The sequence below is a fragment of the Morganella sp. HSTU-ASny43 genome, assembly GCF_022819185.1.
In the GTDB taxonomy this organism is placed as follows: Bacteria; Pseudomonadota; Gammaproteobacteria; order Enterobacterales; family Enterobacteriaceae; genus Morganella; species Morganella morganii.
In genome coordinates this window covers 25,263-41,677 of sequence record NZ_WSPG01000032.1, presented here as the reverse complement: position 1 = coordinate 41,677, position 16,415 = coordinate 25,263, and the positions used below count along the sequence as shown (strand labels likewise).

Here is a 16,415-nt window from a genome sequence, read left to right as displayed (position 1 = left end):
AAGTATCAAAACTTTCTTCTCTAATCTGACCCGTGCTGCTGCTATCATTGCAAAATACAGCAAAGCATTCTGATTAATCAGACAGATACAAAAAAAGCGCCTTTAAGGCGCTTTTTTTATGTCCGCAGTTTTTTCACCAGATAATCAATAAACACCATCATATGCGGCGGCTGATAACGCGACGGCGGATAAAGCAGCCAGGCATCCCCGCTGTAACGGGTTTTAAACGTCCAGTCCGGCAGAACCTGCACAATCTCCCCGCTCTCCAGCGATTTACGCGCCGTAAATACCGGCAGCCCGCCGATCCCGAGATGTGATTTCACCCCGCCGAGCCGCACCCCGCTGTGGTTTGATGAATAACGCCCGTGCACATTCACAGACACCACTTTATTCCCCTGCTGAAAACGCCAGCGGGTATCTGCCGCTTCCTCACTGAGGAACAGGCAGCTGTGATCCTTCAGCTCCTGCGGATGAGACGGAGTGCCATATTCCGCCAGATACTGCGGCGTGGCACATAAAATATGACTGACCGTAAACAGCCGCTTGCCGATAAGCCCCGGCGGCGGTTCATTGGTAATACGGATGGCAAGATCGATTTCCTCATCAATCAGATCCATATAGCGATCTTCCAGACGCAGCATCACATTCACACCGGAATTCGTTGCGAGGAATTCATTGATAAGCGGATGCACCATAAAATAGCCCAGTGCTTTCGGGGCGCCCAGACGCACCAGCCCGGAAGGTGTTTCACTGAACTGCCCGCTGGCACTCATCACCGCTCCCGCAGAATTCACCAGCGCCTGACAGTGCTGATATACCGCCTTGCCACTCTCATTCAGACGCAGCTTGCGGGTCGTGCGCTGCAATAACCGGGTATTGAGTGCGCGCTCCAGCCGCGAGACCGCACGGCTGATCGCAGACGGTGTCGCGCCGAGCTGCCGGGCAGCTTCCGAGAAACTGCCGGTTTCCACCACTTTGGCAAATACCGCCATTTCCTCGAGTAATGCGAGGGTTTCATTTGTGATCACAGGGAATAAATCCTTTGCATTTTTGCCGTATTATCATATGACAGTGCCTGCAATACAATGTCAGACAACACGACACAATAATAATGAGGCACACATCACCATGACAGAAAAATGCTATCTGACCAGCCGCGCCTTACAGGGCACCGCCACTGTCCTGGAATGCCGTCCGGCAGAGGACGGGCGCTATGCGGTTATCCTCGATAAAACCCTGTTCCATCCGCAGGGTGGCGGGCAACCGGGAGACACCGGCACACTCGGTGACGCCACTGTTATTCACACCGCTTTTATGCCGGAAGGTATCATTCATTACACCGATATACCGGTCGCCCCCGGTGAAGTTCAGATGAATGTCGATGCGGAGAAACGTCAGCTGCACTCGCGGCTGCATACCGGCGGACACCTGCTCTCTCATGTGATGGAAACTTTCGGCTGGAAACCGACCAAAGGACATCACTGGCCGGATGAAGGGAGGATCCAGTATATTCCTGCCGGTTCCCCGGTGATCGTGGATCCGGAAGATGTCCGCCGCCACTGTCAGGCGCTGATCGACGCGGATCACTCCTGTCATCACTATCAGGATGAGGACGGCATGTTTCAGATCCGTTTTGCGGATTTTGAACCTTACTCCTGCGGCGGCACGCATGTGCAGTCACTCGGCGAGATCGGCACACTGGTGCTGAAATCCGTGAAAACCAAAAAGGGCGTTCTGTCCGTTCAGTACGACGTCATCTGACGGATCCTGTCTCTCTGCGGCGGCACTCCCGCCGCCCCTGTTAATCTGCTGAGGTTATGATGAATCTGTTCAACCAGAGTGAATTTCTGGCGCTTGCGCTCGTCCATTTTTTCATTGTTGTCTCGCCGGGGCCGGACTTTGCCGTGACACTGCGCCAGAGTATTTATCACGGACGCAAAGCCGGACTGATGACCGCACTCGGCATTGGCGCCGGGATTTCCGTGCATGTGGTGTACACGCTGGCTGGTGTGACAGCCCTGATGCAGGCCACACCGTGGCTGATGGATACCGCGAAATACATTGGTGCGGCTTATCTTATCTGGCTGGGCATTCAGTTTCTGCGCAGTAAAGGCGCAAGTGCCGCTATCGCCCCGGAGAGCCCGGATAGCGCCCCGGTACAAACGGCCGGCAAGGCATTTTGGATGGGATTTATGACCAACGCCACCAACCCGAAAGCGATGCTGTTTTTCCTAGCCATGTTCACCACGCTGGTCAGTCCGTCCACGCCGGTGACGGTGAAACTGTTCTACGGCGTGTGGATGTGCGGCGTGAATGCGGCCTGGTTTATGGCCGTTTCCGTTTTGTTCTCACACCAGCGTATCCGTGAGCGGTTCCTCGCACACAGCCGGTTGTTCGACAATATCATCGGCACTATTCTGCTGCTGTTTGCCGGGCGGCTTTTGCTGGCTGTATAACGGCAAGGTAACCGCCGGTATTATCAGACAGACTCCGAAATTACAGGCAGAAAATCAAAAGATAATCGTCCGCCAATGGCGTCTGCATAACGAATCAATGTTCCCAGTTGCGGGTCATAGTCCCCTTTTTCCAGGCGGGAAATATTCTGTTTTTGCGTCGCCATTTTTTCAGCCACTTCAGCCTGGGTAATTTTCCGGGCTTTTCTCGCTGCTTTTAATGTATCCAGCAATACTTTTCGTGCCTGAATTTCATCCAGTGCATCAATGACTTCAGGATCTTTAAGTAATGTATTTTTCAGCTCTTCAAAAGGGACTAAATCATAATCATCATTACGACTCATTTCAGCCTCCTTATCATTTCTTTCATTCTCTCATGTGCTAACTCTAGCACCTGCTTTGGTGTTTTCTGCGTTTTTTTCTGAAAGACATGCACAATAATTATATGGTTTCCCCAGTAAAAAAAGAAAACCCCTCTGGCACACCCTTCATGAGAACGGATCCTCAGCTCCTTCAGCCCGTCACGATGAAGGTCACGGACAACCGGTTCTTTTAGAAATGCACCGTATTTACGCAGGGTTTCAAGCCCGGTCAGCATCTCAGCTTTAAGTCCTGCGGGTAGCTTCATGATCTCTTTTTCTGCTGCTTTAATCACTGAAAGTTCAAACATCCTTCATCCCAATGTTTTCTTTTCAGTTTATCGTCCGCACTAAATGTAATCAAATATGATTACTGTATACCATAACTCTATTCAATATGGCAAAAAAATAAATTTGGTAATTAATGCTGCCTTTTGCAGTTATAGCCAAATTCATTGCCACGTTAATAGTTTGATATGGTAATGTTTAAGGACGTTAATAAATACGTGCAGTTACGTTCTCATGTATTTACGCCTTGTTGTCCCGATGAGGCCGTTCCGGCGCTCATCAGTCACCCGGACAGAACGGAGAAAATAATGATTAAACTGAAAGATATAGAACAGGCTTTGCGTCCTCAGCCATCCTACAAAATGCTGATTAACGGCCAGTGGGTCGAAAGCAGTGATCACGCTAAAAGCCAGACATTTAACCCCGCAACCGGTGAATTACTGGCAGATTATCCGGCCGGTACCGCGCAGGATGTCAACACAGCGGTTGCCGCCGCCAAAAAGACCTTTGAAACCTGGCGCCATACCTCTCCTGCGGAACGTCAGCAACTGTTACTGAAAATTGCCGACCGTCTGGAAGCCGAAAAAGAACGCTTCGCCACCCTGGAATCCCTCGATAACGGTAAGCCGTATAATGAGGCCATTTCCATCGATTTACCGGCCGCGATTGACCATTTCCGCTACTTTGCAGGGGCTATCCGCGCCCATTCCGACCAGGCCGATGTACTGGACGAAAACACCCTGAGTCTGGTGATCCGTGAGCCGCTCGGCGTTGTCGGTCAGATTATCCCGTGGAACTTCCCGCTGCTGATGGCAGCCTGGAAACTGGCGCCGGTCATTGCCGCCGGAGATACCGTGGTGATAAACCCGGCCAGCCTGACCCCGCTGACCCTGCTGGAACTGGGCCGCATCCTGAATGATGTGCTGCCTGCCGGGGTGATTAATATTGTTACCGGTCGCGGCTCTGTGGTCGGCCAGGCGATTCTTGACCATCCGGATGTGGACAAAGTGGCGTTCACCGGCTCCACCAGCGTTGGTTACACTGTTGCTGCTGCCGCCGCGAAAAAACTGATCCCGGCCACTCTGGAACTGGGCGGTAAATCGGCGAATATCGTGTTCCCGGATGCCAATATGGAAAAAGCCGTCAAATATGCAGCTATCGCGATCCTGATGAACCAGGGTCAGGCCTGTGAATCCGGTTCACGCCTGTTCCTGCACAAAGATATTCACGATGAGTTCCTGAAAAAACTGAAAGCCCGTTTTGAATCTGTCAAAGTCGGCGATCCGATGGCGAAAGACACTCAGATGGGCAGCCAGGTCAGTCAGGGACAGCTCGATACCATCCTCAGCTATGTGGAACTGGCGAAAAAAGAGGGTGCCACCATCCTCACCGGCGGCGAACGCCTGACCAGTGACGGGCTGGATGCCGGGTTCTTTATGAAGCCGACGATTATCACCAATGTCACCAATCAGATGCGGGTTGCCCGCGAAGAAATTTTCGGACCAGTACTGGTGGTGATCCCGTTCAGTGATGAAGATGAAGTTGTCGCGATGGCAAATGATTCCGAGTACGGGCTGGGTGGTGCGGTTTGGACACAGGATATCAACCGCGCACTGCGTGTGGCGAAAGCGGTCAGAACCGGCCGTATGTGGGTGAATACCTATCATGAGCTGCCGGCTCATGCCCCGTTCGGCGGTTATAAAAACTCCGGGCTGGGACGGGAAACCCATAAAATGATGCTGGATGCCTATACCGAAGTGAAAAACATCTATATCAGCACCAAAGAGTCATAATTAACGTAAATGCCCGGCGACGCCGGGCATTTTTTTACTTATTTATTGCTTTTCGCTTCAGGTGGCGGGTTTTTCCCGGCAGATCGCGCAATACTGTACATCTGCTGCATCATCATCTGATCCGCAGTTTCCGCCACAATAATCACATAGCGCCGCTCTTTCTGGTCATAGCGGAAATAGGTGCATTCCGGCTTACCCCAGCGGTTGTAATAGATCGCGCCGTTCTCTTCCTGATAGATAATGCCTTTCTGCTGATTCAGCCATTCATCAAAACGCCAGCGGTATTTCGGGACTTTCACCAGATGAATAATACCTTCCGCGTCACTGAGCGGATCACGGAAGCGGTAAATCTCCGTATTATCATCATCGCTTTCAATATGAAGGCCGCCGATATCGCGGACATAATCGCCGCCCTCCTGTTTTTTCAGGTCGATGGCCATTGTTTCCGGCAGCGTGACTGAGATATTTTCTGTCATTCTGATGGTGTCACCGGGAACCGGCGGGAAGCCGTTCTCTTTGTAATACTGACGCTGCGTTTCCAGATAAGCTTCATAGGAGGCGGCTCTGACATCAGATACCGCTTTCATTCCGGCCAGTTTTTCGGAGGTATGATCGGCACGGGAAAGGGTCATTTTCAGGGTACAGTTAAAGAAGCCGCACGCGCCCTCTTTTTCCGTGGTCAGATAGACGGTTTGTCCGCTGTCCGGTGATGTCCAGGTCGTCTGTATATTATTCAGATCAAAGGTATCGCCATGAATATCACTGTCAAAACGGTTACCGCTGTTATCCACAGTGACTCTGCCCGGCTCAAACCAGAAGAATGTGGAGTCTTTCAGGCTGACCATGGTGTCGCGGATTGCGGCTTTGACATTTTTTTCCGGATCACTGTTCTCCGGCGCATTATCCGCCGGGTTATCATACGTGACGGTAATATCATCAATCACATAATATCCGTCCGGTGCAGGCGGCGGGGTTTCCTTACATCCGGCCAGCAATGCAATCACCACAGATAAAAATACGCCCCTTTTCATGACTCATCCTTTATTTAATCACCGGAAACCCGTTGTGATCATAGCGCAAAGAATGAGAAATCCTGACCGGAATTATCCTTAAGTGTATTTATCTGTCCGCCATGGGGTATGATAACTCCCCTGTTTGTTCCGGCCCGGGGAAAGGACAATGGCCATTATCACAACACTGATCACAGGCGCCTTAACCGGGCTGATTATCAGCACCACCGGTGTCGGCGGCGGAGTGATAGTGCTGCCAATCCTGACGTATCTCTACGGCATGAATGCCCTGATGGCCGTCGCCACCGCCAATCTTCTCTCCATGCTGATGAAGGTCGCCTCCTCCTGGCTGCACTACAAACTCGGCAATATTCCGCTCCGGCGCGCCATGATTGTGCTGGGGATTATGCTGCCCGCCACCTTCGGTGCCAGTCTGCTGGTGACATGGCTTGCCTCGGTACCGGCCTGGCAGGCGATCACAGAAAAGAGTATTAATCTGCTGGTCGTGGCGGCGATCCTGTTTTCACTGTGGCTGTTTATTCAGCGGATGTTTTTCCCGCCTCCGTTACCGGCGAATACGGCTGAAACCCCCATGTCAGTACGGGAGCTTTTGCTGCCGGGGATCACCGCCGGTGTGGTACTGGGGGCAACGGGGGTCGGCGGCGGGATTGTGGTGCTGCCGATGCTGCTGCGCTATGCAAAGATGGATATCCGTCAGGCTATCGGCACCTCTATTTTTGTCACCACCCTGCTCTCCGGCTCTTCTGCTATTGCCTATATGCAGGACGGACACACGGATGTCCGTCTCGCGTTGTGGCTGTTTGCCGGGTCCCTGCTCAGTATGCCGCTGACCAAAATTCTGCTCACGCGGATGCCGGATCGCGCTTTTCAGTACGCCACGCTGATCCTTATCCTGTGCAGCGCAGTGATGATGACACTGAATCTGTTCTAAACCGTCACCACACCCTGAGCCTGTAACGCCTCCGCCAGACGGCGGATGCCATCGGTGAGTTTCTCCGCCGGATAAGCGGCAAACCCGAATAATACCCCTTCCTGCGGTGCATCCGGACGGCAGTAACGGGCCAGCGGCTGCATGCCCATGCCGCACTGCCGTCCTGCCTGAATCACCGTCTGTGCCGGAACACCGTTTTTCATCCTGCATAACAGGTGGATCCCCGAGTCACTCGGCACAATATCCAGCAGTTCAGGAAGGTATTGATTAATGGCATCCGTCACCGCCTGCCGCCGCTCATAACAGGCTTTGCGCACCCGACGGACATGCCGTGCATAGTGACCTTCATTAATAAACCGGGTCAGCGTGGCCTGCTCCAGATAGCCGCAGCCGGTATCGGCATAATATTTTGTCACCTCAAAGGCCGGGATCAGCGCTTTCGGTACGACGAGAAATCCCAGCCGGAAGGCCGGATAGAGCATTTTGGAAAACGTTCCCGCATAAATCACCCGCTGATGCCTGTCCAGCCCCTGCAATGCCTGAAGCGGACGATCGGCATAACGGAACTCACCGTTATAATCATCCTCCAGGATCCAGACATGGTGTTTTGCCGCCCAGGAGAGCAGCGCCGATCGCCGGGCCAGGCTGAGTGTGCCGCCGCCGGGAAACTGATGTGACGGTGCGGTGAACACCAGTTTCGCGTCCGGCCAGCGGCGCAGGCCGTCATACACATCCATGCCCTCTTCATCCGCGCGTACCGGACGTACTGTCAGCCGCTGTGATAAAAACGCCCCGCGCGCACCATCATAGCCGGGGTCATCCAGCCAGACTTCATCCCCGGGCTGTAACAGCGTCTGCACTGTCAGGTTAATCGCCTGCTGGGTGCCGTTGACAATCAGGATCTGGTCCTCATCGCACTGCAATCCGCGGGTGGCACGGACATAATGACAGATTGCCCGGCGCAGCGGCTGGTAGCCGTGCGGCTCACTGTGCGTATGCAGCGCATAGCGGGACTGACGCCAGACACGGCCTAGCAGCCGCCCCCAGACATCATGCGGAAACAGATCCACACATCCGGTACCGACCATAAACAGTGCATCGGACGGCGCACCGGATGCAACACGCTGTGACTGCAATATTTCTGCCAGCGGGCTGATATTGGCGGTCACCTGCTCCCCGGCCTCATCCGCCGGGGATGCCACCGGTCCGCTGATGGCGTGATCCGGCAGATTATCCGCCACAAAGGTACCCGCGCCGCGCCGGGTGATGAGATAACCCTCATCCTGCAACCGCTCAAACCCGGCAATCACCGAGTTACGGGAGATCCCCATCATCTCCGCCAGCGCCCGCCCGGACGGCACTTTGCTGCCCGCATGCAGGCGGCCGCTGAGGATCGCCTCACGCAGAGCGTGATACACCTGATCTTTGATGATCCCGTTACCTGTCAGTAATTCGGGAAACGCTGCCGCGCCGGATTTTCGCATAGTGGCCTAAAGTGGATCTGTTAAAAATATAAAAAGTGTATCTTATAAAGAACCAAAATAACACGTACTCTTCACATCACGGAAAACGCGCGTTTTCTTCACAACAGCAGAATGCAGAATAATGAGGGAAACACCATGAATAATACAATGACATCATCCGTACCGGATCTGGTGACAGTGGCGCCTGCCACACAGAATGATTATGCGGGCTGGCTGCCGCACTGGCTGGCCTATCAGGAATTTTATAAAGTCAGCTTTCCGGAAGAGGTCACGCTGACCAGCTGGTCACGTTTCTTTGATGAAAAAGAACCGATGTTCTGTGCCGTGGCGCGGATGAACGGCAAAGTCACCGGGTTCGTGCATTATCTCTATCACCGCTCCACCTGGGCGGAAAAAGAGTTTTGTTACCTGGAAGACCTGTATGTGGATCCGTCTGTGCGCGGCCAGCATATCGGCAAACAGCTGATTGAGTTTGTACAGCAGCAGGCGCTGGCACGTCCGTGCGGCCGTCTCTACTGGCACACCCATAAAGATAATACCCGTGGCCAGCGTCTGTATGACTGGGTGGCAAATAAATCCGGTGCTATCGAATATATTATGCCACTGAAATGATGGCAGTCATGTCCTATAAAAAAGGCCCGTTTCCGGGCCTTCAGGGGGATGATCAGTTCTTAAAGGAACTGATAAACGAGAGGTACTCTTCTTTACTCATCAGCGGCTTATATTCCGCCATCAGGGCTTCCGCACCGGCGGCATCATCAAACAGCAAATCAATAATTGTCATTGCCATCATCTGAGCCGGACGGATATAGGCCATGTCGTCATCAAAAACGACATAATCTTTGCCGTGCAGCCCGCCGCGCACTGAACCAATCCACGGATGACTGACCGGCATGATATGGGACAGATCCCCGGTGTCAGTACTGCCGGTCATATGCTCGGCAACCCAGACATTTTCATCACCAATCAGACCTTCCGCATTCTGCTGTAACAGATCATTCAGTACGTCATTGTTGTACAGCGGCAGATAGCCCGGTAAATCTTTCACTTCCACTTCGGCACCGACAGACATGGCGCCGGCTACCAGCGCACGGGTAATACGCTCGTTGGCATCGATCATCGCCGGTACGTTTGAGGCACGGACATAACTTTCCATGCGCACATCACTCGGGGTCACGTTCACCAGATCACCGCCCTGGGTGATGATCGGGTGGAAACGGATATAATCCTTCTCCTGAAAGGTTTCACGGATAGCATTCACACCCATGATACCCATCATTGCCGCATTCAGGGCGTTAATCCCCATATGCGGTGCCGCCGCAGCATGTGCCGGTTTGCCTTTGTAATTAATCAGCTTGCCGATAAAACCGTTGGTGGTGGTGGAGATTTCAATAAATCCGTTGTCACGCTCAGGTTTGACGCTGGTCAGGTGGATCTGCATCGCCATATCCACATCATCAAACTCACCGAGGGAAATCAGCTCCGGCTTACCGCCGATATAACTTATTTTGCCCTGTTCGATAAGCTTGTTGCGGTACGCGAGTTCCACATATTCCTCAGCCGGAACGGCGAAGGGCACTACATCCCCCGCCAGATATTCCATCGCCCCGGAATCCACCAGCCCCATAGTGACCGCCATCATATTGGCGATCTGCGCATTGTGACCACAGCAGTGTGCCGCGCCGGTCTGGTCATCCGCATCAGGGTGTTCAGCACAGATAATGGCATCCAGCTCACCGATCACCGCGACACTGCGTTTACTGCCTTTTCCGCCTTTCAGGCGGGCTTTGACCCCGGTGAGCGCCAGCTGATTACGGTAGCTGACACCCAGAGAATCAAATGCCGCTTCGACCTTCTTCGCTGTGCGGGTCTCTTTATAACCCAGCTCCGGCTCTGCCCAGATATTCTCTGCCAGTTTTTTAATGTCACCCTTGCGGGCGGCAATCGCTTCGCAGACTTTGGCTTTCAGTTGTTCTTTGGTCATTGTCATGCTGAATATTCCCCTCTGATCAGATAACGCCACTCCATGTGAGCGTCAGTTGGCCGATAAGTGCGGCAAATAAGAATGTCCCGGAGAATACCGCCAGTGACACCGGGATAATGCGCCATGAAATCGCTTTGAATTTATCGATATCTTTACCCAGTGAAAGACCCGCGAAGGCCAGTACTGTGGTACTGATAACCGCGATAGAGACTTTACCGGTCATGGCAATCATTTCTTTGTCATACGGGAACAGCGGTGAACACAGACCGGCGGCGATCAGGGAAACCCAGAAGATCACCGGCAGTTTGCCTAACGGCGGGATCATCGCGATCAGGTATGCCGCGAAGGACATACCGCCCAGCAGTGTCATCGCCAGCAGTGTATCGCTGAACACCTGCCCGAACTCACCACGGCCGTACATTGACCCGCCGACTGCATCGCCGAGCGCGGTAAAGAACACCACCAGAACCAGGATTATGGCTATTTCTGTCATCTTTTTCATGATTAGTTATCCTTATTCAGTATCCGCAGACGCCGTTGCACGTTTTCTTTTCAGTTTGTTGTACAGATAAGACGCAAACGGTAAGGAGAAGAAAATATAGATGTACAGACCTAACACAGAAGACATCAGGTTCGCGGAAGACGAGAACGCCTGAATATCCGCAGCCTGGTCAGGATAGAGTTCCAGCAGAGGGGCAACCGCCGCCGCCAGCATCGAGCCGCTGCCGACACCCGCACCCATTGCCAGAGCAAGCGGACTGAGAATGTCCAGACCGGCGATCACACTCGCGAGGATCCCCATCCAGACAGCACCGTACAGCGTACCGCAGATATACATTGCCATGACACCGCGGCCTTCCGGCGAACTTAAGCCGTATTTGGCTTCGATGATGGCGATGTTCGGCTCACGGCCGACAGAATAGGTGGCACCGACCGCTTCACGGCCCATACCTAACATAATCGCCAGCGGCAGACCCAGCATAATGGTACCGATAAAGTGGCCCACTTCCTGCAGAACCAGCGCACCACCGGCCTGAATGATTTTTTCCCAGGAGGCCCCGACGGAAGTACTCAGCTTGGCGATCAGGATCACCAGTGCCACACTCATGATAGAGGTCGCATGCGCCATGTTCTTTTCGTTGAGGATTTTAAATTTCGGAAAGCTGATAATACCACCCATCAGCATGGAGTAGAGCATCGGAAAAACCATCACCAGACTGATTTTAATTTGCCCTATCGCTTCCGCAAGAAGAATGATAAATAAGCTAACCAAAAGCAACTTACTATCTTTTAATATATCCATAGTGTTACCTTTATAGGAATTGTTATTGAGAATTACTCGTGTGTATTTATATAAAAAACGTACCCTTTCCATATTCATACTACCCGCGGGACTGTTTTCCTGACAATATTCCGAAAATTCCTCAGCCATGCCTTTTGGGCATGCCATAAATTAATAAATTAATATTTATTGATTAACCCTGTCCTGACTACTTATTTCGGGTTACTAATTAATAGATAATTCGTTAAATTTCAATGTGATATAAAATGCTATAATTTTGTGAAAAACATTATTCGATAAGTGATATTGGTTTTGATTAAAATAAAAAGAGAAATATTCAAATAAGACAATAATGTGAAGCGGCTCCTGTTTTTTTAATTTTCCGGTCCGCTGATTTTAATGAGAATGATTTTATATAATGATGAAAACCCCGTTTTAATACTGAATTTATTCAGGAGGTACCGAGATGAACATCTTATTACACCTTCCAATCACCGTTATGGCAAAATATTTGACTGGCAGTAAAAAATCACCATTGTAACGGATAACATGAATAAATCAGATGTAGATCACATTATTTTATCAATATGGACACAGGTCACAATATTGACTATTAACCCGGCCCTCAGCACAGAAATCCGGAAAACCGTGTTGTACTGAACGGGTTTCATCCGCTGGTATTCCTCCGGCAGGCTGTTTTTCACACAAACGCAGAAAACCCGGGTAAACACAGCAGAATTGATCGCTGAGTGCCTAATTGCGTTGCTTAATTGTTACCGGATTGTGGGTTTCTTTTTCTGTCCGTAAATCTGTTTCATCAGGTCTCAGAAATATTTTGCATTTGCTCACGCATAATTACTTAAAAAACACATCGGTATCAGAGTATACCCTCATGTAAACACCACGGATAATAAATAAAATTTTCTTAACTGTGATGCAGGCTGCAATATCCTAAATCACGGATAACGCCTTACATCTTAAGATGAGTATGCCGTGTGACTGACATCACCGTTGCTATAATTATAAATAAAATTGCATTATTTATTTTCGGCTGTAATCCATTTTTCTCCCTGATTAATTATTGCGATAAAACTAAACAATAAAACTAATCACTTTTGTATATGATTAAAATCAAACACTTTTTGTAAATAGTGATTATGTCCTGTGATGAGCATATTAAGATTGGGATTAGTGGTTAAATGCATGACCATTAGTTAACTAATTACATTTAATCACTATAAATATGACTTAATGTAACATATGAAAAAAGCAAACAGGAAATGACACCAAACAATCCGCTATTTTTTAGTCAGTTTCCGTGAAAGAGTTTTGTTCATATGCAATATATAATTTCATTTCTTACCCGGGTAATAATATTTAAATTTAAATGTTATCGCAATATAAAAAATAGCAGTATTTGCATGACAATTGACACTCTAATAAACAATTATGATAATACTGCGGTATTCAAAGAATATTGCTCAGAATTATTATTAAATTATCCCGGCTTGAGCCTCACGGGATTATTTATTTAATAATATAAATAAAACAGATTATTCTTAAATATTGACGAATATCCCTGATAAAGGAAATAACATGAAACTTCAGAAAGTATTACTCTCAGTAGTTCTGGGATCTTTATTTGCTGCGGGTACTGCTATGGCAGAAGATCCTGTGCAACCGCCAGAAGTAAAAAGCGGTCTCGGTACCGTGCATTTTAAAGGCTTCATTAATAACGTGCCTTGCTCTATCGACAGTAAATTCCTGGATCAGACAGTGGATTTCGGTGAAATCAGCCGTAACGAACTGACTACCGGTACTTACCGTACAGATAGCAAAACATTCAATATCGAACTGAAAAACTGTGATACCACCACGTATAAAACTGCGCAGATTCAATTCACTGCACCAACAGTTGAACTGAAAGACGGTACTGCAACATCTAAATATGTTGGTCTGGGTTCAATCCAGAATGCCGGTATCGCACTGACAGACAGCGGCGGTAAATCTATCGAACTGGGTTCACGTTTCCCTGCTGAAAAATACACCCTGAACGGTGGCCGTGATCAAATCACTCCGCTGAACTTTGCAGCGTATGTAAAAGGTAACCAGTCTGCAGTTGCCGGTGAACAGGCTACTACCGGTCACTTCGATACCCCGGTTAACTTCCAGATTTTCTATCAATAACAGGATAGTTACTGAATAGTTCTTTTTAATATATGCAGTGGTCTGCAAGGACAGCTCCCGCCACTGCATAATAGATTAGCGGTGGCTGGCATATCTCATGAAGCTCAGAACAACAATTAAAATATTTACAGCTTCTGTGGTTGCAGTTATTCAGATAAATACCGCATTTGCTGAAGAAGCCATTAACTTTAATACATCATTTTTAGACTCAGACAGTCAGGAAATTGATTTTTCAAAATTCAGCCGGGCTAATTATGTTATGCCGGGTACTTATCTTCTGGCAACTAAACTCAATAATAATGTTATTACCAGTGATGAGAATATCCTTTTTTATATCCCGGAATATGATCCTGAAATAACAGTCCCCTGTATTACCCCTGAATTATTTGCACAACTTGCCATGAAAGAAGAGTGGCAGAATAAAGTCAGCTGGACAGCGCAGGATAAATTGCAGTGCCTTGATATCCGTACCATTCCTGATATGCAGGCAACGGGTGATATCGCGGATAATAAACTCAATATCCGGATCCCCCAGGCCTATATGGCCTACAGCGATCCGTCATGGGATCCGCCGGAGCGCTGGGATGACGGTATCGCCGGATTTTTATTCGACTATAACGCCACCGCCACGCACAGCAAATACCAGCCGGGCAGTGATAACGATAAAAGCAGCAAGACGGATGTAGTCAGCTACGGTGATACCGGCGTCAACCTCGGTGCATGGCGTGTGCGTGCGGAATGGCAGGCGACCGGCGGCGACAACGCGGAGCACTCAAAACGCTGGCGCTGGAACCAGATCTACGCTTACCGGGCACTCCGGGATCTCAGCGCCCGTCTGATATTCGGTGAACAGTATCTGACCTCAGAACTGTTTGAAAGCTTCCGCTACATCGGCATGAGCATGGAAACCGATGAAAATATGTTCCCGCCGCTGCTGCGCGGTTATGCGCCGGAAGTTGCCGGGGTTGCCCGCACCAACGCCACCGTAATCATCCGCCGGGGTGAACGTATCATTTATCAGGAGCAGGTCAGTAAAGGACCGTTCCGTATCCGTGATATGAACTACATCGGCGACGGTACGTTAAATGTCACTATTAAAGAGCAGGATGGCAGCGAACAGCATTTCACCATCGAAACATCCCGCCTGTCGATGCTGACCCGTCCCGGCCAGTTCCTGTTTAAACTGGCGACCGGTAAACCGCTGTCAGACGATCACAAAACCGAAGGCCCGGAATTCGGTACAGGGAGTTTTTCCCGGGGGATGAGCAACAACACCACGCTGTTCAGCGGCGTACTGGCGGCGACGGATTACCAGAACGTGTCTTTCGGGATAGGCCGGGATATCGCACCATTCGGGGTATTTTCCGCGAAAGTCTCCTATTCCCGGGCAAACATGGGTGATTTTGCAGATAAACAAAATAAAACCGGCGGCTCTTACAGCATCACCTATTCCAAAGAATTCGATACCATTAACAGTCAGCTGACCTTCGCCGGTTACCGCTTCTCGGAGCGGGATTACATGACCATGAACCAGTTTGTCGATCTGCGTTACCGAGGCGGTAATACCGACAACAGCAAAGAGATGTATAACATCATCTTTAACAAGGTGTTCCCGTCTCTGCGCATGAACGTCTATCTGAACTACAGTCATCAGACATTCTGGAATAAAGCGAGCATCAATAACTACAGCATGACCCTCTCCCGCAACTTTGACTGGGGAGAGAAAAAGAACCTCAGCATGAGTATGTCAGCCTACCGGACAGAATCGGATTCAACAAAAGATAACGGCGTCTACGCCAGCCTCTCTGTTCCGCTTGATGATAATAAAGGCATGTTCAGCTACAGCGGCAGTTACAATAAGAACTCTCACAGTAATAACGTTAACTATTACACTGATATTGATAATTCGAGTAACTATTCACTGTCTGCCGGTGAAGGCGACGGCAAAGTCAACCTCGCCGGTTTCTATACCAATGAAGGGGGGAATAACTACCTTTCACTGAGCGGAACCTATATTCAGGATAACGTTCTTACGGTATCCGGCCAGTCACGCGGCGGCTTTACCCTGACCCGTGAAGGTGCGGCATTCCACCGCAGCGGCAACAGTATGGCACCGCGCATTCTGGTGGATACCAGCGGCACACCGGACATTGATGTGCGTGGTACCGGCAAAGCGGTGCGGAGTAACGCCTTCGGGAAAGCGATTATCCCGACCGCGACGGCCTACTCACGCGGCCAGCTGTCTCTTGATCTCGATGCCATGCCGGATAATGCCGAAGCCCTGACATCCGTGCAGCAGGCAACACTGACCTCCGGCGCGATCGGTTACCGGAAATTTAATGTTGTCGAAGGCTATAAAATCATGGGTATTATTGCTATGAATGATAATACTCATCCGCCATTCGGCGCCTCTGTCATGAATGACAAAAATGCGGAGATCGGCATTGTGGCCGATAACGGATCGGCTTATCTGACCGGGATACAACCGGGCCAGAAGCTGACTGTAGCCTGGAACGGACAGACACAATGTACTGTCCGGATCCCGGAAATAAAGGATGATAACGTTCAGTTTAATATGCTGCTGCCATGCCGGTAAATCCGGCGGCACCGGTATGTATTTTAC

The 16,415-nt window shown here is 50.1% G+C and carries 15 protein-coding genes; 7 read left to right on the top strand and 8 right to left on the bottom strand.

Annotated features, from left to right (window positions below; translation table 11 throughout):
• Positions 1–116 precede the first annotated feature (116 nt).
• On the bottom strand, positions 117–1,028 hold the full coding sequence (locus GN208_RS15340) for a LysR family transcriptional regulator (RefSeq protein WP_015422282.1): 912 nt from the start codon (positions 1,026–1,028) through the stop codon (positions 117–119).
• A gap of 100 nt (positions 1,029–1,128) precedes the next feature.
• Here GN208_RS15340 and GN208_RS15335 point away from each other — a divergent pair, with 100 nt between their 5' ends.
• The gene (locus GN208_RS15335) at positions 1,129–1,761 is read left to right on the top strand and encodes a hypothetical protein (RefSeq protein ID WP_004234729.1); all 633 of its coding nucleotides are present in this window, start codon (positions 1,129–1,131) and stop codon (positions 1,759–1,761) included.
• A gap of 56 nt (positions 1,762–1,817) precedes the next feature.
• Complete coding sequence (locus GN208_RS15330) at positions 1,818–2,456, top strand: LysE family transporter (RefSeq protein ID WP_243828472.1); 639 nt, start codon at positions 1,818–1,820, stop codon at positions 2,454–2,456.
• A gap of 23 nt (positions 2,457–2,479) precedes the next feature.
• Here the strand turns inward: GN208_RS15330 and GN208_RS15325 are convergent, their stop codons facing one another.
• A complete protein-coding gene (locus GN208_RS15325) occupies positions 2,480–2,797 on the bottom strand; it encodes a helix-turn-helix transcriptional regulator (RefSeq protein ID WP_004234724.1) in 318 nt (105 codons plus the stop codon).
• Positions 2,794–3,123, bottom strand: a complete 330-nt coding sequence (locus GN208_RS15320) for a type II toxin-antitoxin system RelE/ParE family toxin (RefSeq protein ID WP_004234722.1) — start codon at positions 3,121–3,123, stop codon at positions 2,794–2,796. The genes GN208_RS15325 and GN208_RS15320 overlap by 4 nt, the downstream gene beginning before the upstream one ends.
• 285 nt (positions 3,124–3,408) lie before the next feature.
• On the opposite strand from GN208_RS15320, the gene GN208_RS15315 reads away from it, so the two are divergent.
• Positions 3,409–4,893 (top strand): aldehyde dehydrogenase family protein, encoded by a 1,485-nt coding sequence (locus GN208_RS15315; RefSeq protein ID WP_004241158.1) that lies wholly within the window; start codon positions 3,409–3,411, stop codon positions 4,891–4,893.
• Positions 4,894–4,931: 38 nt separating this feature from the next.
• Here the strand turns inward: GN208_RS15315 and GN208_RS15310 are convergent, their stop codons facing one another.
• A complete protein-coding gene (locus tag GN208_RS15310) occupies positions 4,932–5,924 on the bottom strand; it encodes a hypothetical protein (protein ID WP_004234719.1) in 993 nt (330 codons plus the stop codon).
• A gap of 148 nt (positions 5,925–6,072) precedes the next feature.
• Here GN208_RS15310 and GN208_RS15305 point away from each other — a divergent pair, with 148 nt between their 5' ends.
• Positions 6,073–6,855 carry a sulfite exporter TauE/SafE family protein gene (locus tag GN208_RS15305; RefSeq protein WP_004234718.1) on the top strand — a complete coding sequence of 261 codons (783 nt, stop codon included), beginning with the start codon at positions 6,073–6,075 and terminating at the stop codon, positions 6,853–6,855.
• Here the strand turns inward: GN208_RS15305 and GN208_RS15300 are convergent.
• Positions 6,852–8,339 (bottom strand): PLP-dependent aminotransferase family protein, encoded by a 1,488-nt coding sequence (locus GN208_RS15300; protein ID WP_004234717.1) that lies wholly within the window; start codon positions 8,337–8,339, stop codon positions 6,852–6,854. The genes GN208_RS15305 and GN208_RS15300 overlap by 4 nt on opposite strands.
• 111 nt (positions 8,340–8,450) lie before the next feature.
• On the opposite strand from GN208_RS15300, the gene GN208_RS15295 reads away from it, so the two are divergent.
• Positions 8,451–8,951: a GNAT family N-acetyltransferase gene (locus GN208_RS15295; RefSeq protein ID WP_004234716.1), complete on the top strand. Its 501-nt coding sequence runs from the start codon at positions 8,451–8,453 to the stop codon at positions 8,949–8,951.
• Between the two features lie 52 nt (positions 8,952–9,003).
• Here GN208_RS15295 and GN208_RS15290 read toward each other — a convergent pair whose 3' ends face one another.
• Genes GN208_RS15290 through GN208_RS15280 form a run of 3 tightly spaced genes read right to left on the bottom strand, consistent with a single transcriptional unit; the run spans position 9,004 to position 11,626 of the window.
• Positions 9,004–10,329, bottom strand: a complete 1,326-nt coding sequence (locus GN208_RS15290; RefSeq protein ID WP_072144573.1) for an amidohydrolase — start codon at positions 10,327–10,329, stop codon at positions 9,004–9,006.
• A gap of 19 nt (positions 10,330–10,348) precedes the next feature.
• Positions 10,349–10,825 (bottom strand): hypothetical protein, encoded by a 477-nt coding sequence (locus GN208_RS15285; RefSeq protein WP_004234713.1) that lies wholly within the window; start codon positions 10,823–10,825, stop codon positions 10,349–10,351.
• A gap of 12 nt (positions 10,826–10,837) precedes the next feature.
• Positions 10,838–11,626: a DUF3100 domain-containing protein gene (locus tag GN208_RS15280; RefSeq protein ID WP_004241147.1), complete on the bottom strand. Its 789-nt coding sequence runs from the start codon at positions 11,624–11,626 to the stop codon at positions 10,838–10,840.
• 1,575 nt (positions 11,627–13,201) lie between these two features.
• Here GN208_RS15280 and GN208_RS15275 point away from each other — a divergent pair.
• Positions 13,202–13,792 (top strand): fimbrial protein, encoded by a 591-nt coding sequence (locus tag GN208_RS15275; RefSeq protein ID WP_015422287.1) that lies wholly within the window; start codon positions 13,202–13,204, stop codon positions 13,790–13,792.
• A 97-nt stretch (positions 13,793–13,889) separates the two neighbouring features.
• A complete protein-coding gene (locus GN208_RS15270) occupies positions 13,890–16,388 on the top strand; it encodes a fimbria/pilus outer membrane usher protein (protein ID WP_004234703.1) in 2,499 nt (832 codons plus the stop codon).
• Positions 16,389–16,415 lie beyond the last annotated feature (27 nt).